Source organism: Phaeobacter sp. (assembly GCF_022825805.1).
Taxonomy (GTDB): Bacteria; Pseudomonadota; Alphaproteobacteria; order Rhodobacterales; family Rhodobacteraceae; genus Phaeobacter.
The window spans coordinates 1-25,045 of sequence record NZ_JAJDWC010000062.1; the positions used below are offsets into that span (position 1 = coordinate 1).

26 protein-coding genes and 2 pseudogenes are annotated in these 25,045 nt (G+C 57.1%); 2 read left to right on the forward strand and 26 right to left on the reverse strand.

From position 1 onward, the window contains the following. Positions 1-235: 235 nt before the first annotated feature. Complete coding sequence (locus tag Q0C28_RS06470; protein WP_293573951.1) at positions 236-940, forward strand: autoinducer binding domain-containing protein; 705 nt, start codon at positions 236-238, stop codon at positions 938-940. 29 nt (positions 941-969) lie between these two features. Here the strand turns inward: Q0C28_RS06470 and Q0C28_RS06475 are convergent, their stop codons facing one another. The 26 genes and pseudogenes from Q0C28_RS06475 to Q0C28_RS06600 form a co-directional block, all read right to left on the reverse strand. Beyond that, a complete protein-coding gene (locus Q0C28_RS06475) occupies positions 970-1,692 on the reverse strand; it encodes a hypothetical protein (protein WP_293573953.1) in 723 nt (240 codons plus the stop codon). Between the two features lie 2 nt (positions 1,693-1,694). Next, a complete protein-coding gene (locus Q0C28_RS06480; protein WP_293573955.1) occupies positions 1,695-2,945 on the reverse strand; it encodes a hypothetical protein in 1,251 nt (416 codons plus the stop codon). Between the two features lie 49 nt (positions 2,946-2,994). Next, entirely contained in the window at positions 2,995-3,705 is a 711-nt protein-coding gene (locus tag Q0C28_RS06485) for an outer membrane lipoprotein-sorting protein (RefSeq protein ID WP_293573957.1), read from the reverse strand. Beyond that, positions 3,699-4,928: an FtsX-like permease family protein gene (locus Q0C28_RS06490; protein WP_293573959.1), complete on the reverse strand. Its 1,230-nt coding sequence runs from the start codon at positions 4,926-4,928 to the stop codon at positions 3,699-3,701. The genes Q0C28_RS06485 and Q0C28_RS06490 overlap by 7 nt, the downstream gene beginning before the upstream one ends. Next, complete coding sequence (locus Q0C28_RS06495; protein ID WP_293573961.1) at positions 4,921-5,631, reverse strand: ABC transporter ATP-binding protein; 711 nt, start codon at positions 5,629-5,631, stop codon at positions 4,921-4,923. Before Q0C28_RS06495 ends, Q0C28_RS06490 begins: the two co-directional genes overlap by 8 nt. Positions 5,632-5,633: 2 nt before the next feature. Then, on the reverse strand, positions 5,634-6,224 hold the full coding sequence (locus Q0C28_RS06500; protein WP_293573962.1) for a hypothetical protein: 591 nt from the start codon (positions 6,222-6,224) through the stop codon (positions 5,634-5,636). 1 nt (position 6,225) lies between these two features. Then, on the reverse strand, positions 6,226-6,693 hold the full coding sequence (fabZ, locus tag Q0C28_RS06505; RefSeq protein WP_293573964.1) for a 3-hydroxyacyl-ACP dehydratase FabZ: 468 nt from the start codon (positions 6,691-6,693) through the stop codon (positions 6,226-6,228). A 17-nt stretch (positions 6,694-6,710) separates the two neighbouring features. Further along, positions 6,711-7,928: a beta-ketoacyl synthase gene (locus Q0C28_RS06510; RefSeq protein WP_293573966.1), complete on the reverse strand. Its 1,218-nt coding sequence runs from the start codon at positions 7,926-7,928 to the stop codon at positions 6,711-6,713. Continuing rightward, on the reverse strand, positions 7,925-8,869 hold the full coding sequence (locus Q0C28_RS06515) for an acyltransferase domain-containing protein (RefSeq protein ID WP_293573968.1): 945 nt from the start codon (positions 8,867-8,869) through the stop codon (positions 7,925-7,927). Before Q0C28_RS06515 ends, Q0C28_RS06510 begins: the two co-directional genes overlap by 4 nt. Then, on the reverse strand, positions 8,866-10,023 hold the full coding sequence (locus Q0C28_RS06520; RefSeq protein ID WP_293573970.1) for a beta-ketoacyl synthase N-terminal-like domain-containing protein: 1,158 nt from the start codon (positions 10,021-10,023) through the stop codon (positions 8,866-8,868). The genes Q0C28_RS06515 and Q0C28_RS06520 overlap by 4 nt, the downstream gene beginning before the upstream one ends. Next, the gene (locus Q0C28_RS06525; protein ID WP_293573972.1) at positions 10,023-10,754 is read right to left on the reverse strand and encodes a hypothetical protein; all 732 of its coding nucleotides are present in this window, start codon (positions 10,752-10,754) and stop codon (positions 10,023-10,025) included. Before Q0C28_RS06525 ends, Q0C28_RS06520 begins: the two co-directional genes overlap by 1 nt. 43 nt (positions 10,755-10,797) lie before the next feature. Beyond that, positions 10,798-12,120, reverse strand: coding sequence for a hypothetical protein (locus tag Q0C28_RS06530; protein ID WP_293573973.1), 1,323 nt, complete (start codon positions 12,118-12,120; stop codon positions 10,798-10,800). 2 nt (positions 12,121-12,122) lie between these two features. Beyond that, complete coding sequence (locus Q0C28_RS06535; RefSeq protein WP_293573975.1) at positions 12,123-13,103, reverse strand: glycine cleavage T C-terminal barrel domain-containing protein; 981 nt, start codon at positions 13,101-13,103, stop codon at positions 12,123-12,125. After that, the gene (locus tag Q0C28_RS06540; protein ID WP_293573977.1) at positions 13,104-13,412 is read right to left on the reverse strand and encodes an acyl carrier protein; all 309 of its coding nucleotides are present in this window, start codon (positions 13,410-13,412) and stop codon (positions 13,104-13,106) included. Beyond that, entirely contained in the window at positions 13,409-14,155 is a 747-nt protein-coding gene (locus Q0C28_RS06545) for a 3-oxoacyl-ACP reductase family protein (RefSeq protein WP_293573979.1), read from the reverse strand. The genes Q0C28_RS06540 and Q0C28_RS06545 overlap by 4 nt, the downstream gene beginning before the upstream one ends. Beyond that, complete coding sequence (locus Q0C28_RS06550; protein WP_293573981.1) at positions 14,152-14,610, reverse strand: YbgC/FadM family acyl-CoA thioesterase; 459 nt, start codon at positions 14,608-14,610, stop codon at positions 14,152-14,154. Before Q0C28_RS06550 ends, Q0C28_RS06545 begins: the two co-directional genes overlap by 4 nt. Further along, the gene (locus Q0C28_RS06555) at positions 14,607-16,919 is read right to left on the reverse strand and encodes a beta-ketoacyl-[acyl-carrier-protein] synthase family protein (RefSeq protein WP_293573983.1); all 2,313 of its coding nucleotides are present in this window, start codon (positions 16,917-16,919) and stop codon (positions 14,607-14,609) included. The genes Q0C28_RS06550 and Q0C28_RS06555 overlap by 4 nt, the downstream gene beginning before the upstream one ends. Before the next feature lie 9 nt (positions 16,920-16,928). Next, positions 16,929-17,681, reverse strand: a complete 753-nt coding sequence (locus Q0C28_RS06560; RefSeq protein ID WP_293573985.1) for an SDR family NAD(P)-dependent oxidoreductase — start codon at positions 17,679-17,681, stop codon at positions 16,929-16,931. Then, complete coding sequence (locus tag Q0C28_RS06565) at positions 17,678-18,331, reverse strand: hypothetical protein (RefSeq protein ID WP_293573987.1); 654 nt, start codon at positions 18,329-18,331, stop codon at positions 17,678-17,680. Before Q0C28_RS06565 ends, Q0C28_RS06560 begins: the two co-directional genes overlap by 4 nt. A 37-nt stretch (positions 18,332-18,368) precedes the next feature. Continuing rightward, positions 18,369-18,674: a phosphopantetheine-binding protein gene (locus tag Q0C28_RS06570; protein ID WP_293573989.1), complete on the reverse strand. Its 306-nt coding sequence runs from the start codon at positions 18,672-18,674 to the stop codon at positions 18,369-18,371. Next, positions 18,671-19,603, reverse strand: a complete 933-nt coding sequence (locus tag Q0C28_RS06575) for a hypothetical protein (protein ID WP_293573991.1) — start codon at positions 19,601-19,603, stop codon at positions 18,671-18,673. The genes Q0C28_RS06570 and Q0C28_RS06575 overlap by 4 nt, the downstream gene beginning before the upstream one ends. A gap of 194 nt (positions 19,604-19,797) precedes the next feature. Next, positions 19,798-20,259, reverse strand: a complete 462-nt coding sequence (locus Q0C28_RS06580; RefSeq protein WP_293573993.1) for a hypothetical protein — start codon at positions 20,257-20,259, stop codon at positions 19,798-19,800. A 22-nt stretch (positions 20,260-20,281) separates the two neighbouring features. After that, complete coding sequence (locus tag Q0C28_RS06585) at positions 20,282-20,962, reverse strand: acyl-homoserine-lactone synthase (RefSeq protein ID WP_293573995.1); 681 nt, start codon at positions 20,960-20,962, stop codon at positions 20,282-20,284. Between the two features lie 167 nt (positions 20,963-21,129). Beyond that, a pseudogene (locus tag Q0C28_RS06590) lies at positions 21,130-21,285 on the reverse strand (transposase domain-containing protein); the annotation flags it as partial. A 22-nt stretch (positions 21,286-21,307) separates the two neighbouring features. Beyond that, positions 21,308-21,511, reverse strand: a complete 204-nt coding sequence (locus Q0C28_RS06595; protein ID WP_366934225.1) for a recombinase family protein — start codon at positions 21,509-21,511, stop codon at positions 21,308-21,310. A 20-nt stretch (positions 21,512-21,531) separates the two neighbouring features. Continuing rightward, entirely contained in the window at positions 21,532-22,101 is a 570-nt protein-coding gene (locus tag Q0C28_RS06600) for a recombinase family protein (RefSeq protein ID WP_293573997.1), read from the reverse strand. 405 nt (positions 22,102-22,506) lie between these two features. On the opposite strand from Q0C28_RS06600, the pseudogene Q0C28_RS06605 reads away from it, so the two are divergent. Then, a pseudogene (locus Q0C28_RS06605) lies at positions 22,507-24,906 on the forward strand (Tn3 family transposase); the annotation flags it as partial. Positions 24,907-25,045: the final 139 nt, after the last annotated feature.

Below are 25,045 nucleotides of genomic sequence, written 5' to 3' on the forward strand. Positions count from 1 at the left end.
GAATACACGTCTTCGAACTTCATAAGTCGAACTTCCTGTAACACTTCTGTCCGCTTCATAACGCCTCCTTTCGGAGACATGATAAAACCGGACAGATCGCATGTTACCTACACCGGACATATCGCTTGTTAGCGACACAAACGGCACAGATTGCTTGCCGCATTGCGCCAATCACCTTACGCTATGCACAAACCAAAAGTCACTTGGGAAATATCGGTTAAGGAGTGACTGTGCCGTGCCGTTTGATTATGAGAGCGTACTGAATGACCTGTTGCTGTCCAACAGCGTGGCGGATGCGATAGCGGTGTTACAGGGATGTTGCGAAATTGACTTCGTCACTTTCCACCTAATGAAAAGCGTCTCCGCCCAGATGGACAATCCCTTCGTAAGAACCACTTACCCGCCGGAATGGGTGACATTTTATTTGCTCAACAACTTGGTCGCGAGCGACCCGATCTTGAAAGCGGCAACTGTCGCAAAAAAGGCTTTCCTCTGGTCCGATCTGGATCTAGCGGACCCAGAACTTGATTTTTTGAGCAAATCCAGAGACTTCAAGATCGGACAAAGCGGATACTCAATTCCCTACGAGGATGAGGTCGGACGGCGAAGCGTCTTGTCACTCAACTCTTACCTCGACGATGACGCCTTTCGTACCTTCATCGCAAAGAACGGTGGCCAATTGCAGATGTTGGCCCATGATCTCCACATGAAAGGTGTCTCAGAGGCCTTTGCCGAAGCTGGAGATGTGCCACATCTGTCACCGCGCGAATATGAGTGTCTGAAGTGGACGTCCCTCGGGAAATCCTATTCCGAGATTGCCATCATCCTATCCTTGTCCGAACACACGGTGCGATCGTACCTCAAGATGGCGCGAGTCAAACTTGATAGTGTGACCCTAGCCCAAGCTGTAACCAAAGCAACCCAGATGGGTTTGATCTGACACAAACTCACCTGTGGCCGTTAAACGGTCTATACATGGCACAAACTCGGTGTACCGGCCTCCGGACCGCTTAGACACACCGATGCCGAAACACCGACCCCCATACGAAAGTCAAGAAAGTGGCAGGGAATCGGAGCTTCGGCAGGATTCATGGCGATCTTGAACAGTTTCTGCATTCCATAATCCAACCCCTCTCCATGCATTTTGCCATAGGCTTCCATGCGTGTCCAAAGCTCTTGCGGGATGAAATGCGTCTGCGCACGGCGCGACTGACGACTGCCAAAGAGCTTGTCAAAACTATCGGCCTGCTTGGGACTGAAACGTTCGATATCCAATCCAACACGACGGCCCGCCGTGATGCAAACCGCAAAGCCAAAGGCTCCGTAACTGATGGAAAAGTCCAGCGCGTCACGCGATACTCCATAGCGCGGATGCAGACCGGGCCGACCCTCGCTATCATTGACCAGCTTGATCTCTGGTCCAGGCATATCCAACACATTCCCCAGCATCTGCCGCAACTCGATCCGTGCGGCCAAAGCCCGATGTGTTTTGTCCGGCCGTGGACTACGCTCAAGCCTTTGCCTGTCGCGTTTGGTTAGATGATCCAACAAATGAGAAGGCAGCCGGTAATTTGACAGCAAGCGCTGCATGTGTAGTTGGGCTGTGCCTCCTGGCCAGTTCAGCCTTTTGCTTTGCTGCTCACGAATGGGAAGGACTTTGGTTCCGTTGGTCGGTGTCGCAATCAGGGTCATGGTCAGAACTTCATTGTGGTATAGATGGCGATGGCATCACCCTCAGGACGCAGGGTGAACTCACTGTTCTCCCCACCGTATTTATGTGTGGTTGTCAGGCCGAGCGTTGCCCGATCCCCCAATGTCATTTCCAGGCGTAGCCCCAAACTTCCGGAGCCATCGTCCAATCCGTGCAGAACCGTCACTTCGCCACTAACGGCTTTGCCAAACAGATTGTCATGGCTGACACGTAGAAATCCGTAGTTCTGCCGCAGCGTATAGTGGTTCAGCAAACCGTTGAGCTGGTTCAAAGATTGACCATGCACGGTGGATTGGGCCGGTGTGGTCGTGTCAAGCGCATCCACGATCCGGTACCATTCACTGTCAGAATACCCTCCCGCATCCCGGGTGTATTCTGCGTTCAGCGAAAGCCCGTTACCAAAAGTATAGCCAAACCCCAAGGTAGCGTATGGGTGGATCTTGCCGGTTTCCCTCGTTTCCAGCAACAGATGGCCCAAGGGAGAAGTGCCCGAAATGGCTTGTTTTTCGCGGCCTTTGCGGAACGCGGCATCCATATAGATGACAGAGGCATCGCCAATCCCCCAACTGAAGGACAATGCAGCGCCCGGTCGATTTCCGTCAATCAGCGCCACAGAATAATCGCCTGCCCCGCCCGCTATCAGGCCGGAAAACCGCAACATTGCAAAATCTTCTTTGATGCCCAATCGTGGGTCTTCGCGATCCGGTGCGTATATCAGCGAAAAGCTGGAGCCGTTGTCAAACAACATATCCGCACCGATCATCTCGGTCCCTTCCACGTCGCTGCGGGCCTGTCCTGACGGGAAAATCCTGTTTTCGGCTAGGGGATCGTGCAGAATGTCAGCTGGGTTTAGACCATAGGCCTGCCCGTATGACAAAATGCTCCGCCCGCCGAACAAAAACAGTGACTCACCCAAGAGCAACTCGGCATAGGCTTCATCCGTAAAGGTTTCGACCTGCCCGTCTCGCGCTTCGGCACGAAACTGTGTGGCCAGGCTCAAGCGCCCGTAGCTCAGTTTCGCCCCCATCACACCTGACATCCCGGCCAGCGCATCTTGGTAGCCCGATGCGTCCGGGTTCGGCACCAGGTCAGTTGCTACCAAATTGGCGCGTTTCCCGTAAAGGCTGACCCGCCCCATCAGATCAAATTGGAGTTCCGAAGCCCAGGCAGGGCCAGTGGCAAGCAGGGCCAGACTTGTCGTCAAAGCTGTTGCTGACTGTCGAAACAACGTCATGTCAAATCTTCGAATAAGGTCTATTGGGGCGGGGTCGTGTCGCGATGGGTTACAAGCGGCTCAAATTGTTGGGCTGATACCAAGCGGCCGGTGTCTTGGCCTTTTTGAAGCTGCTATAGGTCATGGTGGTCACCTTGCCGCCTTCGAGATGATCAACCACTTTGAGTTGGGTCGGGCGGCTTGCGCCCAAAACCGACTTGTAGCCGCCAAAATGCATCGTTTTCAGCTTGCGGCCACCGCCTGCATAAAACACAGCCTGCTTTGGGGCACCGGAACTGGTCACAGTCAGATCAATACGCGCGTAAGCGGCGGATTTGGTCTTGGGAGTCAGTTGCAGCACGATTGCGTTGCCGCTGCCAGATGTGCTGACAACCTTGTAATCGCTGGAATAAACGGTGCGCGCGACATCAGCAGACGACACACCGCCCAACACACGTTGCTGCGGCGAAATGCGCAATGCGCGGCGGGTTCCAGGAACAAAGACCCACATGTTCTTGTCTACAAACAGAATGGATCGACCGGCCATTTTGGTCGGCTTGGTGTAACGAACGAGTCCCTTGGTGGAATTTTGCACCGACACTTCCATCTTCTCAGTCTTGCCGCCGGAATTCAGCGTCAGATCGAATGTGAAATTCGCTCCGGGTGCGCGGATGTCATCCACTTTGCGCAGCAGGGCGGCTCCGTCTGCGGCCCACGCACCGACGGCTGCGACAGACATGGAAAGAGCGACAAGGGCGGGTTTGATGATGGATTTCAGCATGGTTTTTGCAAAGCCTCTACAATATTGACACGGGACGCAGCCCAAGCAGGGTAAATGGAAGACACCAGCGCAGCGGCGACCGAGACGACAAAGCCTTTTGCCAGCACAGCCGGTGTCATGAGTAAGAAGGCCTGATAGCCTTGTGACATGGAGGGCGGAGGCGGCATTGGAATGCCCCCGATCATCTCGATCCCCCAGGAAATGAGCAGTGACAAGATCACCCCAACCGTGCCGCCCAGCAGCCCAATGAAAAGACCCTCGTTCAGAAACATCTGCATGGTGGTACCTTGGGTGGCTCCGATGGCACGCAGCGCGCCGCTTTCCCCCATGCGTTCAAAGACCGCCATGGTCATGGTATTGGCGACCGAGAACATCACCACCACCGCAACGATGCCGGAAAAGATGCGGAAAAGCCCGTTATAGAGCGACACAACCGCTTCATAGAACCCGGCAAGTTCGTTCCATTGGCGGGTTTCATAAGCTTCGGGCAACGCAGCGATTGTGGCGTCGATTTCCGGGCGCTGAGCCGGCAGATCAGCAGTGTTGTCCAACATCACCACAACCCGTTCCACGGCAGTGGTGTCCATGACGGTTTGCACCAGATCGCTGGGCACTTTGGCAAAAACGCTGTCATATTCGGTCGATCCTGTACGCACGATGCCCACAATCTCAAAGTCCACCGCGTTCAGCATGCCGTCCAGCGAGGTGGTCATCACAGTGACCCAATCGCCAATCTGTGCCTCCAGCCCTTTGGCCAACTCGTCACCGATCACACCGACCTGAGTATCTCCGGGCAGCAGGTTGCGCCCTTTGACGACGATCTCAAAATCGGCGAAATCCATCTCGCGCAGCGGGTCAACGCCGGTGACTGACATATTGACTGAGGCCTGCCCGGTTGTGCCTATCCCGGAAAAGCTGACGCGATGAGTGACGGTCGAAACACCTTCGATCCCTTCCAGCGCGGTTTCCAGTGTGGAGACGTCATGGATCATGACCGAGGCCGGATCGGAAACGTGTTTTTCCCAATAACCTTCGGCATAAATCTGCATATGGCCCAGCTGGGTACGGATGGTGGTTTCGCGCAGGCCTTCAAAGGTAAAGTTGATAAAGGCACCAAAACAGGTCAGGGCGCAGCAACCGACCGCTATGGACAGAATGGTGATGGTGGATCGGCGTGCATTGCGGAAAATGTTCAGCGCCGCGATGTAAAACAGATCAAGCATGTTGGGCCACCTCGCTCAGGTTGAGAACCTCTTGCATATGCAATTTGCCCTCACTCAGGCTGATGATCTGGCGCGCATGCTCGACAACCAGATTGTCATGCGTGGCGCAGAGAAAACTGACCCCATGATGGGCGTTCAGATCACTAATCAGATCCAAAACCCCCTGCGCAGTTTTGCGATCCAAGTTGGCGGTGGGTTCATCGGCAAGAATGATGCGCGGATTGCAGACCAGCGCCCGGGCAATAGCAACGCGCTGACGCTGCCCACCCGAGAGCTTGCCCGGCAGTTTGTTGGCATGTTCAGACAAACCCACCAAAGCCAGTTTTTCGCGTGCAATCTCCATACGCTCGCGTCGTTTGACCCCTTGGAAATAGAGCGGCCAGGCGACGTTTTCCACCGCCGTAAGCACCGGCAACAGGTGAAAACTCTGGAACACAAAGCCGATGGTTTCATTGCGGAACTTTGCCAGCTGCTTTTCGTTCAGCGTGGCGATATCGGTGCCCGAAATGGTGATTGTGCCGCTATCGGGGCGATCCAGCGCGCCGATCATGTTCAGCAGCGTGGATTTGCCTGACCCGGAGGGGCCGCAAATCACCGCAAAAGCGTTGTCGGGGATATCCAGATCAGCCGCGTCCAACACCGTCAGCGAAAAGGCTTCGCTGGCATAGGTGCGGCAGACCGATCTGAGCGAGATCTGACCCATGATCAAGACCCCGCCAATTTGCGAGCTGCGGCGGCTTTGGTTGCCCAATCGCCCTGATCTGCGGCCTGTTCGGACAGCATGTCATAGATACCGATCATATGTGGGGCCATGGCCGGGGATTGCACCGCGCCAAAGATCTTGTCCAGCGCGATCCCATCTTCAATCGCAGTTTCGCTGCGGCCAAACATGGCGGGCAGGTTTCCGGCGACGCTGGCGCGGATCAAACGGACGGTGAAGTCGTCTGGAGCCATGGCCACGGCCTGATCCAGAAAACGCAGTCCACGATTGGTAAAGCGCACCTTGTCGGCGACTGAGCGGCTGTCACGTGCCATGATCGCATAGCTGGACCCAAGATAGGCAACCGACATGGCGTTGCCCGGCTCGGCTTTCATCAGCTCAAGGAACGCCTCGACCGCTTGTGCGGTTGCCCCGGTATCACCGGCGCGACCCGCATCATGTAGCGCAATCGCGCTTTCCAATGCGGTTTGTGCGATCACAGGTGTGACGGGCAGTACCGCCATAGCCACCACCGGCCCATAAGCCGCAAAAGAGGCGAGGCAAAGCGCGCGGGAAAATATGCTAATCTTGTTCATGTCAGTATTCCTTGGGGGCTGTGGCCAGGTTCATATCGCCAGTCGCGACCAGGCCGTTATCAGTGGAAATGCGGGCTTTGACCTTGGTCATTGACCCAATGCGTTTGATCAGGCGCACCTCGATGCGCAGTTGATCGCCGGGTTGAACGGTGCCGGAAAACTTCATGTTGAAGCCGATACAAAAGAACCGCGTGTTCGACGCATCCGGCGCATCGCCGGTCTCGTCCCTAGTTTGCCCGACAAAGGCTGAGGCTTGCAGCGCGGCTTCGGTAATCAGCGCACCGGGCATGATCGGGTAATCTGGGAAATGGCCCTGAAAAAAGGGTTCATTAATTGAGACATTCTTGATCGCCACCGCATAGCCCGGCCCGCTTTCATCAACCTTGTCGATCATCAGAAACGGGTAGCGATGCGGCAGACGGGCCATGATGGCCTGAATGTCATACGAGGTGGTTACCATGTCTTTCATGTCATCAGATTCTTGTGTCAGGCCAGTTCCATCAGAACCGAGCAGTTAGAACCGCCAAATCCGAGCGTGTTGGACAAGACCAAAGAGGGCGGGCCAGGGCGGGCCTCTGGCGCGCAGGACAGCGGGTTATTGGCTTCGGCTTCGCGGAAATTCACAGTGGGCGGGATGATGTGCTTGGCCCGTGCCGCCATGGCCGCGACCGCGTTCATCGTGCCCGCCGCACCCAGAGTGTGCCCGACCATGGACTTGATCGAAGCGGTCGGCACTTCGGCTGCGCGTTCTCCCAAAACGCCATGCAGGGCCTTGGCCTCAATCGCGTCATTATGCAGGGTGCCGGTACCATGTGCGCAGATGAAATCGACCTGTGTCGCCTCCGCGCCGCCCATTTCCAGCGCTTTGCGCATTGCAGCCATCGGCCCCTGCGCGGTGACATCTGGGGCAGTCATGTGATGTGCGTCTGACGACAGGCCGTAGCCTCGCAGCTTGGCCATGACCGGAGCACCACGTTTGGCGGCAAAATCTTCGGCCTCGACAATCATCAGCGCACTGCCTTCGCCCAGAACCAACCCCTGACGATCTTTGTCAAAGGGGCGGCATAACTCGGGCGACACGTTGCGCATCACCGAAAACCCGGCGGCCGAAACTTCGGACATCGGGTCAAACCCGGCGACCAGCACCACGTCAGCCTTGCCCGCGCGGATCAGATCCTGCGCCGTAGCAAGCGCCAGATTGGACGAAGTGCAGGCGGTCGAATAGACCAGATTGGGGCCCATAAAACCGGTTTCGATGCACAGCCGGTAGCCCGGCGAATGCAACGAATAGTCTCGCAGCGTGCTGGGACGGCGCTTGCCTGCCCTTTGACCGCGATAATAGTCCATCCCGGTGCGCGCGCCTCCAAGGGTAGACCCCGACAGAACCGCGCCGCGCCGCGGATTGACGGTGGCTGGGTCAAGCTGGGCCATCTCCATCGCCTGATCAAAAGCAGCCAAAGTCAGGGCAGAACTGCGATCCATACGCTTGTCGCCCCGTTTGATCCGAATGGCCTCGGCATCAAATCCCTTGGCTTCGCAGGCACGCGGATTGCGCAGCCCATTGGCGGGAAAGGTGGAAATATCGCCAAGACCACTTTCGGCGCGCGACATGGCTTCTCCGAAGCTGCTGAAATCATTGGCAATGGCGTTGATGACACCGCATCCGGTGACAACAGCGCCGCGATTAGACATATGCGGGATCATGCCGCGACCTCTTGCATTTGAGTTTTGTTCGCTGTGATGGCGCGGTCCATCAGGGCCGGAACCTCGGTGCTGGCGGGTTTCAGCGCAGCGTTGAACCGCAGCATCAAGCCGGTCAGCACTTTGCCCGGGCCAACTTCGATCAGGCTGGCAGGAGTTTGATCAGCAATCTGTGACATCACCGCTGTCCAGTTCACTTGGCCAGTCATATGGGACAGCAGATCATCCTGAATGTCCCGCGCCGATCGCATGACTGACCCATCCTTGTTGGACAGAACCGGACAAATCGGGGTGGAAAATTCGGTTTTCTTGATTCGAACAGCAAATGCGCGCGCTTCATTGGCCAAAAGCGGCGAATGAAAAGCTCCGGACACATTGAGAGGCACCCATTTGCCGCCCTTTGCAGTCAACACGGCGCGAGCGGGTTCGAGATCTTCAACTGCACCCGAAACCACAATTTGCTCAGGCAAGTTCAAGTTGGCGGGCCAGATCTTTAATTTGGCCTCTTTCAGGGCATCAGCCACGACTTCCGCCGTCAGCCCCTGAACCACGCCCATGCCCCCGGCGACACGTTCGCCGGAAAACAGCATCAGCTGCCCGCGTTCGACGACCAATTGCGTCGCATCCTCAAGCGACAAGGCGCCGACCGCTGCGAGAGCGGAGAAATGGCCGAGCGAATGCCCGGCGACAAAAGCGGGGCTCAACCCTTCTTCGCGCAGGCAGGCAGCGATGGCACTCGACATGGCAAAGATCGCCAACTGCGCCCGGTCAGTGCGTTTCAGATCCGGGTCAGCCATTTGGATGGTAAACGCGCGCACCGGCTGGCCCGAGATATCCTCGATCATGTCCAACACGGTTTCAAACGTCTCGCGTCCGATGAACTTGGTTGCCATCCGGGCCGATTGGGCCCCTTGGCCTGGGAAAATCCAAACTGTCTGGGTCATGCTGCCACTCCTTTGATCAGGGTTGCGCCAAACTGGCCGTTCAGGCCGATGGCGTTGCAAAGTATGGTGTCAATATTGGCGGTTTCGCCCGGAACAGAGGCGGGTGTCGCGTTACGGTTGATCGCCGCCACGGCCAAGGCGATTTCCACCAGCGCGGCGGTGCCCATGGCAAATCCGGTCGAGCGTTTGGAACTGCCTTGCACCGGGCTTGCCTCTCCAAACACGGTTGTGATGGCTGTGCTTTCCAGCTGATCCTCGATCTTGGTGGCGGCAGACCCAGTCAGGATTATGTCAACCTGTCCCGCCTGCGTCTGCGCATCCTCAAGCGCAGTTTCGATGGCAGCCACCAGTCCCCGGCCATCTTTGGCCGGGCGACCCAGTGCGGCGGCGTCATTGGCCAGGCCAACTCCCGCTAGCTCGGCCAGAACCCTGGCACCACGCGCCTCAGCATGGGTGGCGCGCTCCAAGATCATGGCCACAGCACCTTCACCTGCAACAGCCCCGTCGGTCAAACCGCCCAGGCCATCGTAATCGGCATGCCATTTCAGATCGCGCAGGCCTTTCTGGATTGCGTCGCACATTTCATCGGAACACAGGGCGATCACCGCCTCAATCTCCGGCTGAGCCAGCATCATCTGCGCCTGAAACAGCACTGCGGTGCCGGAGCAGCCGGCGGCGGGCACCACCTGGATCGGGCCGGCAAAGCCGAAATGGATGCTGACCAGCGACGCCGGCGCGTTGAACACGCTTTCCTGAAAAACACGCGGTTTAACGCCAGTGGGGCCTGTGTCGATCAGATCGTCATAGATCTGCTGCGTCGCCGCCCCCGGCCCGTTTGAGGTGCCAAAGACGATACCGACACCGCCATTTTTCGTGCCGCGCTCCGGCAGCATATCCGCTTGCGTGACGGCCAGATGGGTAGCTGCCACCGCATATTGCGAGACCAATGGCGCGCGCGACAATTGCCCCGATTTCAGCATACGACGCAGGTCAAGCTTTTGCGCCTCGGCCGCCGGCAGACTATTATCGTAGCGCGAACAGGGGGTGAAACCGGCTGTACCGTTGGTCTGTGCGTCCCAAAGGCCCTCCAGACCGGTCCCCCAAGGTCCCACCAAGCCCAGCCCGGTAATGGCAATTCTGTTTTCGCTCGACATTATTCGAACTCCTTTTTGAAGGCGGTGAGTTTCTGCTGATAGGTGGCGGCCTGTTCGGTCTTGCCCTGGTCAGCCAGAACGCGGGTGTATGCGCTATAAAAGTCCCCGCGCCATTTGGCCGAGCGCAACACGTCGGCGTGTTGTGGGTTCAGCTCTGGCTGGGCCTCCCATTTCGCCAATTGGTCGAAATCGGCCAAAGCCAGGTCATGATCGGCCAGAACCCCGGGCATATCGATTATCGTGGCAGCCCGGATCAGGCGCGCGACCGGGTCTGTCGGGTCGATGGCGACGGCCTCGGACAACAAGGCTTCGGCCCGCTCCACGTGGTAAATACGCACAAAGCCAGGGCCGGGCAGCGCCTGCCATGCGCCCTGCAAAGGATAGTCACGTGCCATCAGGGCATGCGCCGAGCCAAGATAGGCGGTGGCCGAAGGGAAATTCGGCATTTCGCTGCGCGCCTTTTCCAACTGGCTGATCGCTTCGCGCGCCCATTTGGGATCATGGGTCAGTTGCGCAATGTCATAGGCGGCTTTGCCGGTGGTGAACGGATCGCCATAGGCACCGTTTTCTTCGGACCAGAGCGCGCTGGCCTCAGTCAGGCGGGGTTGATCCATGGCGGTGGTCTTGATGCGCGGGGTGCCGTCGGCATCCGCGACCGGGCTACATCCGGTGACGGTCAACCCGTAAATCACCGCCAGGGCACCTATGCTGATCCAGATTCGAGAGGTCATTTTCAATATACTTCCTAAGGTCCAAGGTTTGGTTGGGTTTGGATTACTCGGCTGCATGTACTACCTCATACGCATAGGGTTGAGGTTTGGTATCCGCTGGGCGCAGATGGAAAATTTCCTGCACGGCCAGCAGCTTAAAAAAGCGCTCGATCACGTAGTCATTCAGCGTGTCGCGCACTTCGCTGCCGGTGGTGCTTTGCTGATCCAGCCGCACCATCCGCGCCAGATCCATCGCCAGCGGCTGAGCTGTCAGCCCATAACCGGTCGAGCTGTCTTCGCAGGCATAGGGTTCATCAGTGATCGGGGCAAAACCGATTTTGGAGTAAAGCTTGATCTGCCAGGTAAAGCTATCATTCAGGATCGTATGCGCCCGCTGTTCGGCAGCAGTTTCGATCACGCATTTGAACAAGCCGGTTAGCAGTCCCCGTTCCAGACGATAGCGTTGCATCACGCCCAGACGTCCCATCTCCACGACACCGCCCCGCTTGCGGAAATCATCAGCGCTGAATTGAGCTTCGTGTTCCACTGGCAAGCCAAGGGTTTTGTGATCCAGGAACATGCAGATCCCGCCCACTGCCTTGTCACCGTCAAAGACCAGAAACGGCATGGAATGGCCATCGCGTTTGGCATCCGAGGCGCGGTGCTCGGCTTCGATCTGGGCTTTGTCGATCTTGCGGCGCGGCCCGGCGGCACGTTGCAGATCAGCCCGATATGCTTCGGCAATGGTGGCATAGAACAGGTCATGCTCTGCGGGGGTTTGAACCTGACGAAAGGTGAATTTGCCCGATTGGTGGGTCTTTTGCCGCCCATGCGCGCTGCCCATAGTGACAAAGCTCAACACCAGCGTGCCAATCGCTCCGGCAATCATCAGCACCATAGGTACGATCAGAAAGGCCAGGTTGGGCATCAGAAACAGCGCCGCGCAGCCAGCCAGAACATGCAGGCTCCCCCACATGACCGACATATAGGTGTGCAAGGGCGCATAGCCGATACCCCGGCTGTAAACCATGGTAAAGGGGCGACCGCTCAGCAGTTGCCCCCAGACCAAGGCCGCAAGCAGGAAATACACCGTCGGGGCCGCATAAGCGGACCAAGCGATATCAGGCGCATAAAGGCGCGCGCCCGACAGGATGGCATAAAAACCGGTCATGAGGGCTGTCACCGGGGACAGAACCCCATGACGGCGCTCCAAAACAAAGAGCATGGCATACAGGCCCAACGATACGAAGGGTGCCAGCTCCATCGGAGAGAAATACAGACTCATCAGAGCCAGCACCATGACGGCGAGGCCAATTAGCATCAGCCGTGTGGCGGCCCGCAGAAACGGGCCGTTGTTGGATGTGGTATCGTCGCTGACCTGTGCCATGATTATGCTGCCGGACCCAAAGCGTTGGTGACCGATTTGGACAAGAAGGCCGGGGCCGCCACGGTTTCAGCAACCCCAAGGTTGCTGCCAAGAACCAGGCCAGGCACCGCCAGATCCGCGTCGATATAGGCCAGCGCCACGGTTTTCCCGAGCGTATCGGACGCATAGGCCGAACGTATCACACCAACATTTTCGCCCTCAACTTCAAGCGTGCCCGTGGCGGCATCACCGTCCAACACCATCAAGACACAGCTGCGGCTGTCCTGATCACGGCGGTCATTCAGTGCGTCAGCGCCGCGCAGGTTGTCCTTTTGGAAATCAATCATCCATTGCAGACCGGTATCAAAGACCGACGCATCATCCGCAATGTCACGCGCCCGGTTCAGGATCCGCATTTCCGCCATCATGACTGGAAAGGCGCTTTGATCAGTGATGATGTCCTCGCCGCCCTCGGCAGTCAGCGCTGCGATTGTGTCCGCCTTGGCCTCTACCCCGCCAAACAGGTGCAACTCATATTCGCCAAAGAAACCAATCCGTGCCGCTGTCACACCGGAGGGCAGATCAAAGGCGTTCAGAAAGGCGATGGATGGAATGTCTTCGCCCAGCGCCGCTTCGGCCATGGCTTCGGCTTCGGGGCCGGTCAACACCAGGTGGAACTGGCTGTCCGCCTGATTGGTGACGGTGACGTCAAAACTGTCAGCCAGCTCGCTCAATACCTCTGCCACTGGCGCTGCTTCTTCGGGTTCAGCAATGACAAGGAACCCAGTTTCGGTTGCGATCAGCCACAGGATGGCCTGCACGCCGCCATCAATTGTCGGGATCAGCGTGTTCGTGGCTTTGCCCTCGAACAGATCCAGCACATTGCAGCCCACCGCGCTGTCGAGCGCGTCTACGGCGTCAGTGCCACTCACATCGAAACGCACCCAGTTTTCCAGATCAACCAGACCGGCGTGATTACGGATTTTTTCATAACATACTGACATTTAGGCCACCTCTGCTTGCAGTTCACCGACCGAGATCACCAGATCGACGATGGAGTTAATGGAACGGATTTCCTTCATGTGTTCGTCTTCGACACGCAGGCCGAATTCGCTTTCGATCGCGACGACGATTTCCAGCGCATCAACGCTGTCCAAACCCAGACCGACGCCAAAAAGCAGGCAATCATCGGGGATATCCGCTGGCTCTTTGTCCAGCGCGAGGCAATCAATCAACGCCTCTTTGAGTTTCAGGGTGGTTTCCTGACGCGCCGCCGCCTGCGCGCGCGCCTGTTCAAGGGTCAAGGGGGTCATACATAGCCTCCGCCAGAGATGTTGATGGTTGTGCCGTTCACGAATGTGGACAGATCGGAGCCGAGGAAGACGCAAGGGCCCGCGACCTCTTCGGGGGTACCAACGCGGCCCAAAGGGATATTGGCCGTGATGGTTTTCCTTGCCGCTGCAGGCATTTTCTTGGTCAGGTCGGTGTCGATCACGCCGACGTAAAGCGCGTTGACCAACACGTTGAACCTGCCCAGTTCACGCGCCAGGGATTTGGTGAACCCGACCAGCGCCGATTTGGATGCAGCGTAGTTACACTGACCTGGGCGCCCGGAGAGGGCCGAGATCGAGCTGACTTGAATAATGCGACCCGAACGCTGTTTCATCATTTGTCGCGCCGCTTTGCGGGAACACTGATAGGTGCCGCGCAGATTGACCGAGATGACGTCGTCGAAATCTTCTTCGCTCATCATCATCAGGGGTTTGTCACGGGTGATCCCGGCATTGTTAACCAAGATGTCCAGGCTGCCGAACGTGTCCACCGCGGCGTCAACCATGGCGCGCGCACTAGCCTCTTGATCAACGGACCCGATCGAGGTGATGACCTGCGCGCCGGCTTGTTTGACGAGATCAACGGTTTCATCCATCGCATCCGATGTACGCGATGCGTTCAGGACCAAATTGGCCCCCTGTTTGGCAAATTCCACCGCAACCGAACGCCCGATCCCACGCGAGGACCCGGTCACGAGGGCGGTTTTTCCTTCCAGCAATTTCATGATGTCACCTCTGCGACGGGCTTTGATTTGGCATGTTCGGCGGCTTGAAAGGCGGCCATGACAGGGGCAGGGAACATGGCCGGATGATGTTTGATCCGGTCCATGCAGATGATTTCGGCGTTGACGGTACAGATCTCAGTCGGGCCGCGCTTGATCTTGGTCACCCAGACCGAGCTGGCAGCCTTCAGCTTGCCAAGGTTCGATTGGATGGTCAACAGATCGTCAAACAGCGCCGGTGTGTGGAACTTCATCTGACAGCTGCGCAGGGCGAGACCGTAGTTTTCCTTGGCAAAAAGGTGCCCGACATCCAGCCCCAAATAGCGCATGATCTCGTTACGGCCCCGTTCGGCCAACTCCAGATAGCGGGGGTGGTAGACGATTCCTCCCGCATCCGTGTCACCAAAAATCACGCGATATTGGGTAACCGGAAAGGTGTTTCGCGCCACGATGGTCATTCTGCACCACCTTCCAGAACAAAGGCGAATGCTTCGCCGATCACGTCATAGCCGGTGGCTAGGGTGACGCCTGTATCCGGTAGCAACCCGGCAATCACAGTCATTAGCGGCCCCGATGAGGGCGTATAACCAAACACATCCGCCGGGCGGATCGCCGGGGGCACTTTGTCACCAAAAGTGACCTTCAGCGCGTTGGTCGTGGCTCGCTGGGTCGGGGCCAGCCCCTTGTCCAACAAGACGATGCGGCTGATTTGACTGGACGGGACGCCCCCCTGCTCCAGCGCGGCTTTCTGCGCGCGGACCAAAGCCTCGCCGGATTTTTCCACCGACAGATCGACGGGATCCTGACGGGTGGCCCAGCCTTTCAGCCGTGCGATAACCGGCACGCCCCGCGCCTCGGCAGCGCTGCGCCGTTCCAGAGTGATTGCTCCGCCAAACTCACCCAGCGAATCTGCGCGGCCAGGACGGGGCGCTTCGGGATGGGACAAGACGCCGGTGCGGTGATAGATGTGCTCCAACCGCTCGGTCATTTCATCCCCGGCGACCACCGCTACACGATCTTGGCGATCCACAGCCGCCAAATCCGCCGCATAGGCCAACGCCGCCGCCGATCCGCACACAGTCGTGGTATATCCTTTGATCTGATAAGCCAGCGAGGTCGCTCCACCCGTGGCGTTCATAGTGATCATCGGAAAGTAATGCGCATTGGCCAAAGCTGGATCGCCCTGGAACACAGATTCCATGAACTTCTCGGTCGGTTTCTGCGCTCCGAACACCGCGCCGCCGATCAGGCCAGAGCGTTGGTTTTCCGCATAGATCTCGGCATCCTCTCCCATCGCTTCTCTCAACGCGACCAAAGCGTGCTTAGTGGTTGGCGATGTGCGCGCAAAGTGTTTCAGATCCGGCGTTTTAAACTTGAGCGGACCAACCTTGGCCGTAGCAAAACCGCTGGCTCCGGTTTCAGCAATCGGCTCGTTGGCGAGCAGGGTTTTCTCAAACACATCCCGGCCCAGACCGGCAGCGCTGCATGCCCCCGCCCCGGTGATGACAATCTCGTCCACATTCGAGGCAGGCAGAACACTTTCGGCGGCCTCATGCCCGACGCGCACCAACAGTGAAGAGTTATTGCCACCAAAGCCGAAATTGTTCACCAACAGGGTCGTATCCGGCCCTGCGGTGCTGTCGGATTTGGCAAAGTTCAGCGGCTCGACCCCATCGCGCAGAGTTTCGATGCGCAGATTAGCCGGTGCTTTGCCGTGCTTGGCCATCAGGATCGAGGAAATCGTCTCGATCACCCCCGATGCGCCCAGGGTGTGGCCGTAATAGCCCTTGGTCGAACTAACCGGCACGCTGTCACCAAACAGTTTGGCAATGGCGCGGCTTTCAGCGCCGTCATTGGCCTCGGTTCCGGTGCCATGGGCGTTGACGTAACCGATCTCGGCGGCTTCGACGCCCGCGTCTTTTAGCGCGGCAACAATGGCGTTGGCGGCCCCGGCCCCGTCCTGATCGGGCGCGGTGGCGTGATGCGCATCGCCGGACAAGCCGTAACCCAGAATGCGACCATGATCCGCTGCGCCATCTACATCGCTGCGGGTCAGAATGACGATCCCGGCCCCTTCGCCAATCGACAGGCCGATATCCTGCCCAAAGGGTGCAGATTTCTCTGCCGCCAGGGCGCGCAATGCGTTGAACCCGGCCATGACCGACAGCGACACCGTATCAGCACCGCCCGCGATGACCACGTCGGCCTCGCCTTTGCGGATCATATCCGCCGCAACCCCGATGGCAGAGTTCGAGCTGGCACAGGCAGATGAGATGGTCAGCACCCTGCCCCGCGCACCGGACATGCGTTTGATCACTGCAGTGCAATGCGATACAAGCGTGGCCGAGATCACTTTGGAATCCAGTGTGTCGATAGCATCGTCGATCACGGCGCGCGCCACGTCTTCGGTGCGCACCAAGCCGGAATGAGACGAACCAAGGCAAACCGCAATCCGGCCCGGATCAATCTCGTCAAGGTTCAGCCCCGATTGTTCCAGCGCTTCGCGATAGGCAGCGATGGTGAACAGGGTTGCGCGGTCCATCCATTCCGCCTCGCCTGTGTCCAGATCGATATCGACATCCTTGCCAAAGGCTGAAGCCTGGTCGGACAAGAACCGCGACGTATCAAAGCTGGTGATGGTTTCGATACTATCGCGCTGTTCCAGCAGCGCGGTCTCTAATTCGGCACAATTGGTGCCGAGCGGGCAATAGACACCCATGCCACGCACCACGGGCGCGGTCTCATAAGCCGTAGAAATGTTTTTCATAATAACCCTTTAGCGCAGGAACCCGCCGTCAATCCGCTGGATGACGCCATTCAGGTAGGAAGAGTTGGAAGAGCCGAGAAACCAGGCCGCATTGGCCACTTCATAAGGTTCGCCCATGCGAGGAGAAGCAGAGGCCGAGAGCACATGCTCGTACATTTTCGGCTCGAGGATCTCGACCATTTCGGTGCGAATGAACCCCGGGGCAAGCGCATTGACGCGCACGCCGTATGGCCCCAGCTCTCGGGCGAGCAGCCGGGTGGCCCCCATCAATCCGCCCTTGGTGGTGGAATAGGGCACCTGCCCTTCCTTGCCAGTGACACCGGCCATCGAGGCCATCATCACCACCTCGCCACCGCGCCCGGCCTTGGCCGATGCGATCAGTTCATCCTTGGCGGCAATCGTCAACAGCATCGGGGCAACCAGATTGCACTGAACCAGATTGGCATATTCCTTGGGGTTCATTGCGGCAAAGGCACCATCATAGGCCCCGCCTGCGTTGTTGATCAGCGTATCAATCCCACCAAAACGGTCCTTGGCGGCGGCAACAACACGGGCGCAGGCCACGGCGTCAGACAGGTCGGCCTGCAGCATAAGCACTTCGGTGCCTTTGGCTTCAAGCTCGGCCTTGGTCTCGTCGGCGGTTTTTTGGTTCGAACGATAGACCACCACAAGGTGGCAACCTTCATCCGCGTATTTATGGGCGATGGCACGGCCAATGCCGCGGGTCGCCCCGGTGATCAAAGCGGTTTTCGAGATACTCATGCCGCCATCTCCATTACGCCCTTGCCCAGACACAGAAGGCCACCATTCAGCGGCAGATATCCCTGGACGGCTTGCGTGCAAAAATCGGCATATTCGCGGATTTCATTGGGGGAAAAGCGCATCGTGTACACCTTGAGCTGATCACGCTGGCTGCGCCATGTCTTGGGATCAACCGTTTCCTTCGACGGCTGGGACAAGATTGCGTTATATTTGATCCCCATGCGGCCATATTCTTTGGCCAAGGATTTCAGCGCTGAGACACGCAATTGATTGGCCATCGGACTTTCTGGCAGTCCGACAAGGCGCGCGGCCACATCGTCAATGCCCAGAAACAGGACATGGCCGGCTTTGGCAGTCATCATGGCCTGGGTGGCCAGACGACAATCCGAGAGGAATTGCATCGCATCATTATGGATCGCCTGCCCAAATTCCAGCGCTTTGGCCGGATCAGCAAACCCGTCGCGCAGGACACGGGCTTCGCAACGCTCTGGAGGAGTGAGAACCAGAGCGCGCGGAGTACCATTGGCCTTGATAGTATCGGCCAAACCACCGCTGCTGGCAGAGACATCAAAGATTTCATCCCCCTGGGCTGCGCAGGCATCTGCCACGCTTCGCGCCAAGGGATGGTTGAGGTTTTCAAAGAAGATCATTCATTTATGTCCCGAGTTGGAAGGTGGCAAAGCCTGTTTACGCTGCTGCGGTCTCTTCGAGATGCAGCGTGACGGTGGTGGCCAGTTGGCGCACGGTCGAGGCGTTGTTTTCAATGAAATCGCTGTCGATTTCCGGGAAGGTCACGCCAAACTCGCGTTGTGCACCAGCCAGAACTTCGAGAGCGTCAACCGAATCCAGATCCAGTCCGGTTTCTTCGAACAGCATCGTGTCCAGTTCGATCTCGTCCAGTTCAATGCCAAGCTCTTCGAGTTCGAGGCCTTCAAAGATCACGACATTGCGGATCTTTTCGGCAACGTCAGGAGCAAATGCAGGAGTGTTCATGGTTGAGTTTCCTTATGAAGAAATGAGTCAGATGAGAGTGAAGAGGTGGCGGCTGGCACGTGATCAAGTTCCAGTTTTGCGCGAGCCAGCCTTTTCCTACCGCGCAACAGCGTGGCGGAAAATCGATTGGGAGCGTGTTCCTTGAGCTTCAGCTCAGCAACATCCCCCGGAAGGAGCGGAGATTTAAAAACAAGGTCGGACAAGCGGCGTAGGCCCATGCCAGGTCGGTTGTGACACGCGGCCTGCAGCATCATTTCCGCGATCAAAACACCGGGTGTCAGCGGCGCATCCGGGAAGTGGCCAAAATAGACAGGGCAATCGCGCCGCATCGTAACAGACATTGCGACCTGATCACCGTCTCGCTGAAACCCGGTAACGTAATAGATTGGCGCATCCTCGGGAACGTCAACATGCACCGATTTGCGATTACCATCTCCCGGTGACAGATGGACAAACCCAGCCATCTGGGCACAAACGATACTGTTTCTGTTCAGAAAATCTGCTTTGAAGTCATGAAACGCGCCGCGCGTCCCGCTGTGCCGCAACTCGACACTTTGAAGGCTCTCGGCCATAAAGTCCCAAGCAAATTCTGTGATGCCTGCCAACACGCCGTTGGCAGATGTGTCGCCCAAACGGCTTCGGATCAGCACGCCCATGACCTGAGCGGCATACTCCACGGGAAGCACGCTCAACTCCGGGCAAGCGGCCCATTTGGTGGCTGGCGGGTTCGCTGGAACCATCGCCATTGCCCGGTTTTCAGACGTTAAAATAACCTGTTCAACAAATCGGAACGGCGGTTTGTGGCGCAGGATGTCGACGGCATTGATCGTCTGCATTGCGTCACTCCTCATCTCGGTTATGCGGCTCGTTTTGCCAGCGTGGTGTCGATCAGACTGTTTTAGAAAAAGGCCGCCGATGCAGATATCCACCCGGATGGCGGTACCATTCCGAGCACATACAATTGCGGGTATTGGGGGCGGTGTCAGATCACATCGAGACTAATTCACCAAATTCCTAACAAAATCCGGGGCGTTTGGTCGCTCACAAATCATTCATACCCCCTCCTTTTCTTCCTGCGGGACTTTCACCCGCTACACTCGCACCAGTTGGCCTGGCACACCCTTTATGCGGTTTGAACCTTAGTATGACTCATGTTTGAGCCATCTCCGTTTTCAATGACGATCGATGCAGTGCAAAGCAGACCGACTTTTTCGAAGGGAGACAGATCGTTGAACCCGGGGCTTTCAATTGCTTCCTTGATCCTTTGGCAAAACAATGCATGGGTCGTTTCGCCCAACTCCAAATACGTGATCGACATTGAGGCGACAAAAACAAGCTCAGAAAACCAAGGCTTGCTTTCATCCGCGTTTTCAAGGGCCTCGGTCAACAAACTCTGGCCACTGCTGCGATAGATTCTTTGCTTGGGCGGTTTCAACCCTTCAGCCATCAAAACCAACAGGCTTCCTTTATAGGCTTTGGCGCGGGGGTCATCGGGCGATTTGGTCAACAACCGTTCCGCCTTGCCAAGAGCGGCGGGGATCATGTCCCCGCCCTGCTCGATTGCGTTTCTGTAGCTTTGCTTCATTTTTCTTCTTACTTATTGAGTGTCAGTTAGCTTTGCGCACAGGGGCATCCGAATTGTCAGGTGAAACCAAACGGGTCGCAGTGGCAGGTGCTCGGTACAAGGGCAGATCGACGCTAAGCTTGGCGCGCATTTCATCAAGCACTGTTTCATTTACAGCGAAAGACGCGCAGCAAACGGGACGTTTGCCATAGCCGTCGGCTTTGCCATGCATGTCATATTTCAAACCAGCGCGACGATAGACGCGGCTCATGCAAGGTTCGAAGTTTGACACCAACCGGTTGATCCCATGGTACAGCCCCACCTCGCACAAGCCTAACAAAAGCAACGAGAAGGCGCTCCCCGGATCCATGTCCGGGAAGTCGCGGGAAATGGCATCTTCATCAACGCACATGCGCGTCCCTTCCCATACGTCATGTTGTTTTAGGTCATCGTTGAAACCATGCGTGCGTCCAAAGACATCGTGTAGCAGGGTCGGACCGGCCGTTGTCATGAGGCGAACACAGCCATAAAGTATTTTACCATCATCACTGCACCAAACGAAGTAACTGGCGTTCTCGGCGTCATAGGTGTCAATTTCCAACTCGCCCTTCACTGGAACCTCCCAGTTGAGCTGGTCGGCGAATATTTTCTTACGCAACTTAAAAACTTCCATAACAAGTTCAATTTTATTTGCAACTTCATGCGGTTGGATGGTAATGAACATTTTCTCAAGTCCCTTGCAACTTGAGAAAAACCTACCGTCGAGCTCCTTATACCAATATCCGCCCGCCTGATGGTACCACCTTCGCCACGCACAATTGGGGGGGTGCCTGCAACAAAAAAATTGAAAAATAATTGCCTGTAGATTGCATCTTTTGTGTAAGCGTCCGGTCACGCGGCGTTTTGAGCGTTTTTTGTCTTCCAGACCCAGGGCATCAATTTCTCAATGCGGTTGATCTTGTGATCTGGGAGGCGCTCCATCACCCATGTGAGCCATGCTTCGGGATCGACGTTGTTCATCTTTGCGGTTTCGATGAGGGTATATGCATCAACATAAGGGCTCAATGCATTAGCCGATGGCAACCGTCATGAAAAGCTCACCGCGGCGTGCCTTCTGGCGGAGCGCCTCGTGGGACCGTTGCCGAAGGACCGACAACTCCATCTCGCTCAGGGTCCCTTTCATTCCCAAAAGTAGCCGATCATTGGGATGACGCGGATCGTAGATCCCATCTTCATCGACAATGAGGGGGTCTGTTCCGGCTAGGGGCAGAATGACACCTTAAGGCCGTTTGGCTAGGTGTGCGCTGTTTCCTTTATCAATCTGTATGCTGTTGATCTTGCGATACCGAGTTGTTTTGCGGCTTGTCCTGCAGTCATTCCGGCCTGAACGAGATTTTGCAGGGCCAAGACGGTTTCGGCTTCGAGGGGCGGTCGTCCCGGTTGTCGGCCCTGTGTTCTGGCAGCTTCGATACCGTCTTTTGTCCGCTCCGAGATAAGACGGCGTTCGAAGTGGGCGATGGCCCCGAAGACATGGAAGATCAGTTCGCCAGCGGCGGATGTTGTGTTGATGCGCTCTTCTAGGCTGATCAGCCCGATATCCTGCTCTTTCAGGTTTTCGACGGTTTCCAGGAGTTCTTTGAGTGACCGCCCAAGCCTGTCCAGCCGGATGATGGCCAGGCTATCACCAGGGCGAGCGTGATCGATCAAAGCAGATAGTCCAGGTCGGTTGAACTGTTTGCCCGAAACGACATCTTCGAACACTCGAATGGCACCGGCATCTTTCAGACGGCTGACTTGGCCTCTGAGGTCTTGATCGGCAGTTGAGACACGCGCGTACCCGAGGATGTCGCCCACCCTAGCCACTGCGAAAAGCTCTAACGATTTCTATGATGGCCCACAGCAGAACTGCAGGGATTACCCACATGAGAGAAAAAGCGATTTGATAGCCGACAGTCCACATCCCGCTGATCTGCTCTCCAATGTCCATTCCCATCACGATGCATGGTTCTGGCCCGCGCGCTGACACGACACAGCCGCGTGATGTCGCCCACCAGATCACGAGCAACTGCATTGCGATGATGATCCATGGCCAAAAAACGATGGCTGCTACGATAAGGCGTGGTTTCACTGTCTTTTAACCGTTCGTTTTAGAGGCAGGATTTCGGGCAGTCCGGCTGACTGGGGTTTTGCCAATCAAATCTGTCTCATTATTCGTCTTAATATTATGCGCTGTCTCAAAATGATCAACCACGTTTTGAGGACACTCCCATGCCGAGACGATCCATCCTGACCGAGCGCCAGCGTTCGACGCTTTTCGATATGCCCACCGACGACGCGTCGATGCTGCTCCACTACACCCTCGCCGATGACGACCTTGAGCATATCAATGAACGCAGACGGTCGGAGAACCGGATCGGCTTCGCCCTACAGCTCTGTGCGTTGCGATATCCTGGACGCCTTCTCTCGTCTGATGAGGTCATCCCGGAAAAGGTTCTGCGCTTCATCGCGGCCCAGCTTGGCCTGACCGGCGAAGATATCTTACCCTATGCCGCGCGGCGTCAGACCCGTCAGCAACATTTGCACTCCATTCGCCAGATTTACGGCTTCAAGATGTTCTCGGGCCAGGGCGCACGGTGTCTCAAGGCTTGGCTTGAGAATGAGGCCGAAACGGCCCGGTCCAACGACGATCTGGCGCGCAAGTTTGTTGAAGAATGCCGCCGGACGCAGACGATCCTGCCCGGTGCCACAGTGATCGAGCGGCTCTGCGCGGATGCGTTGGTTGGGGCGGAGCGCAGAATAGAAAGCCGGATTGCAGCTAGGCTCAATGATCAGACTAAGGCACGGCTGGACGCCCTGCTGACCGAGATGGTTGATGGCAAAGTCAGTCGGTTCGTTTGGGTGCGTCAGTTCGAGGTGGGCAGTAACTCAGCGGGTGTATCCCGACTGTTGGATCGGCTGGAATTCCTTGGGAGATTGAAGCTGTCGCCTGATACCCTGGACGGCATTCCACCTCACCGGCTCACACGGCTGCGCCGCCAGGGTGAACGGTACTTCGCAGATGGATTACGCGACATCACCACTGACCGGCGTCTGGCGATCCTAGCCGTCTGCGCCATCGAATGGGCTGCCGCCATTGCGGATGCCGTGGTTGAGACCCATGACCGCATCGTCGGTAAAACCTGGCGGGCCGCCAAGAAGCTATGCAATGCGCGGATCGCGGATGCCAGATCATCGCTGCAGGAAACGTTACGGTCGTTCAAAGACCTCGGTGCGGCGCTGTTGGAAGCCAAGGGAGATGGCGCATCTCTTGATGATGCAACAGAAACCGCCTGCGGGTGGACACGTCTCGAATGCATGGTGGCAGCCGCTGCTGAGTTGACCGATACGATGGCCGCCGACGCTCTGGCGCATGTCGTTCATGGATACCATCGGTTCCGGCGGTACGCACCGCGTATGCTACGCGTGCTTGATATCCGGAACGCCCCTGTGGCAGCGCCGTTGATGAAAGCCAACAAGATCATTGCTGAAGATCAGGCCGATGCGCCCCGCCAGACCGCTTTCCTGCGAAGAAGCTCGAAATGGCATCGCCACCTCAAGGTGCAGAAGCCCGGTGACAACCGGCTTTGGGAAGTCGCCGTTCTGTTCCAAATCCGCGATGCGTTTCGATCCGGCGACATCTGGCTTGCCCATTCCCGGCGTTATGCCGACCTGAAACAGGCCCTCGTGCCGATAGAGGCTGCGAAAACCTCACCGCGCTTGACCATGCCATTTGAGCCGGAGGTCTGGCTGGCCGACCGAAAGGTACGGCTGCAGGAAGGTCTTGAGAGGTTGGCCAAAGCCACGCGAACGGGTGCAATCCCAGGTGGCTCCATTGAAAATGGCGTCCTCAAGGTGGATCGCCTGACCGGTACTGTGCCCGACGAGGCCGACGCCATGGTGCTCGATCTATATGGCCGCCTGCCAGCAGTTCGAATTACCGACCTGATGCAGGAAGTGGATGACGATATCGGATTTACCGAAGCCTTCACCCACCTGCGCACGGGCGTTCCTTGCAGGGATCGCATCGGGCTGCTGAACGTGCTGTTAGCTGAGGGATTGAACCTTGGCCTCAGCAAAATGGCTGAAGCGACAAGCTCGCACGACTATTTCCAACTCTCGCGTCTGTCGCGTTGGCATATCGAAAGCGACGCCATCAACCGGGCGCTTGCGATGGTAATCGCTGCTCAGTCAGAATTGCCGATGGCGCGGTACTGGGGCAGCGGCGTTACTGCGTCCAGCGACGGACAATTCTTTCCGACGACACGTCACGGCGAGGCCATGAATTTGATCAACGCCAAATATGGATCAGAGCCAGGGCTAAAAGCATATACCCACGTGTCCGATCAGTTCGGTCCGTTTGCCACTCAGAACATTCCGGCCACCGTGAACGAGGCCCCATACATCCTCGACGGCCTCTTGATGCATGATGCTGGGCGGAAGATCAAAGAACAGTACGCTGACACTGGTGGCTTTACGGATCACGTCTTCGCCGCCACCGCACTGCTGTCGTATCGGTTTATCCCGCGTATCCGCGATCTGCCCTCCAAGCGGCTCTACCTCTTCGACCCCTCCGTAGCCCCGAAAGAACTGCGTGGACTGATTGGTGGCAAAGTCAGAGAAAAATTGATCACTGAGAACTTCTGTGGTTGCCGCCCGTAGCGCAAGAGGTATCTGACCTTCCGGGCATTCAATCGAGAGCGAACTTCTGTCAGGCCTCACGTTACGGCAGTTTCATTCGCCGCGGGCCGGGATGGTGTTCGTGGTATTG

Excerpts from the sequence above, each read along its gene's own strand:
- Q0C28_RS06510 (WP_293573966.1), bottom strand. The coding sequence starts at position 7,928 with ATGATCCCGCATATGTCTAATCGCGGCGCTGTTGTCACCGGATGCGGT.
- Q0C28_RS06475 (WP_293573953.1), bottom strand. The coding sequence starts at position 1,692 with ATGACCCTGATTGCGACACCGACCAACGGAACCAAAGTCCTTCCCATT.
- Q0C28_RS06500 (WP_293573962.1), bottom strand. The coding sequence starts at position 6,224 with ATGAACAAGATTAGCATATTTTCCCGCGCGCTTTGCCTCGCCTCTTTT.
- Q0C28_RS06580 (WP_293573993.1), bottom strand. The coding sequence starts at position 20,259 with ATGAAGCAAAGCTACAGAAACGCAATCGAGCAGGGCGGGGACATGATC.
- Q0C28_RS06545 (WP_293573979.1), bottom strand. The coding sequence starts at position 14,155 with ATGAAATTGCTGGAAGGAAAAACCGCCCTCGTGACCGGGTCCTCGCGT.
- Q0C28_RS06540 (WP_293573977.1), bottom strand. The coding sequence starts at position 13,412 with ATGACCCCCTTGACCCTTGAACAGGCGCGCGCGCAGGCGGCGGCGCGT.
- Q0C28_RS06585 (WP_293573995.1), bottom strand. The coding sequence starts at position 20,962 with ATGTTCATTACCATCCAACCGCATGAAGTTGCAAATAAAATTGAACTT.
- Q0C28_RS06485 (WP_293573957.1), bottom strand. The coding sequence starts at position 3,705 with ATGCTGAAATCCATCATCAAACCCGCCCTTGTCGCTCTTTCCATGTCT.
- Q0C28_RS06555 (WP_293573983.1), bottom strand. The coding sequence starts at position 16,919 with ATGAAAAACATTTCTACGGCTTATGAGACCGCGCCCGTGGTGCGTGGC.
- Q0C28_RS06490 (WP_293573959.1), bottom strand. The coding sequence starts at position 4,928 with ATGCTTGATCTGTTTTACATCGCGGCGCTGAACATTTTCCGCAATGCA.
- Q0C28_RS06570 (WP_293573989.1), bottom strand. The coding sequence starts at position 18,674 with ATGAACACTCCTGCATTTGCTCCTGACGTTGCCGAAAAGATCCGCAAT.
- Q0C28_RS06495 (WP_293573961.1), bottom strand. The coding sequence starts at position 5,631 with ATGGGTCAGATCTCGCTCAGATCGGTCTGCCGCACCTATGCCAGCGAA.
- Q0C28_RS06550 (WP_293573981.1), bottom strand. The coding sequence starts at position 14,610 with ATGACCATCGTGGCGCGAAACACCTTTCCGGTTACCCAATATCGCGTG.
- Q0C28_RS06515 (WP_293573968.1), bottom strand. The coding sequence starts at position 8,869 with ATGACCCAGACAGTTTGGATTTTCCCAGGCCAAGGGGCCCAATCGGCC.
- fabZ (WP_293573964.1), bottom strand. The coding sequence starts at position 6,693 with ATGAAAGACATGGTAACCACCTCGTATGACATTCAGGCCATCATGGCC.
- Q0C28_RS06530 (WP_293573973.1), bottom strand. The coding sequence starts at position 12,120 with ATGGCACAGGTCAGCGACGATACCACATCCAACAACGGCCCGTTTCTG.
- Q0C28_RS06565 (WP_293573987.1), bottom strand. The coding sequence starts at position 18,331 with ATGATCTTCTTTGAAAACCTCAACCATCCCTTGGCGCGAAGCGTGGCA.
- Q0C28_RS06525 (WP_293573972.1), bottom strand. The coding sequence starts at position 10,754 with ATGACCTCTCGAATCTGGATCAGCATAGGTGCCCTGGCGGTGATTTAC.
- Q0C28_RS06520 (WP_293573970.1), bottom strand. The coding sequence starts at position 10,023 with ATGTCGAGCGAAAACAGAATTGCCATTACCGGGCTGGGCTTGGTGGGA.
- Q0C28_RS06535 (WP_293573975.1), bottom strand. The coding sequence starts at position 13,103 with ATGTCAGTATGTTATGAAAAAATCCGTAATCACGCCGGTCTGGTTGAT.
- Q0C28_RS06560 (WP_293573985.1), bottom strand. The coding sequence starts at position 17,681 with ATGAGTATCTCGAAAACCGCTTTGATCACCGGGGCGACCCGCGGCATT.
- Q0C28_RS06480 (WP_293573955.1), bottom strand. The coding sequence starts at position 2,945 with ATGACGTTGTTTCGACAGTCAGCAACAGCTTTGACGACAAGTCTGGCC.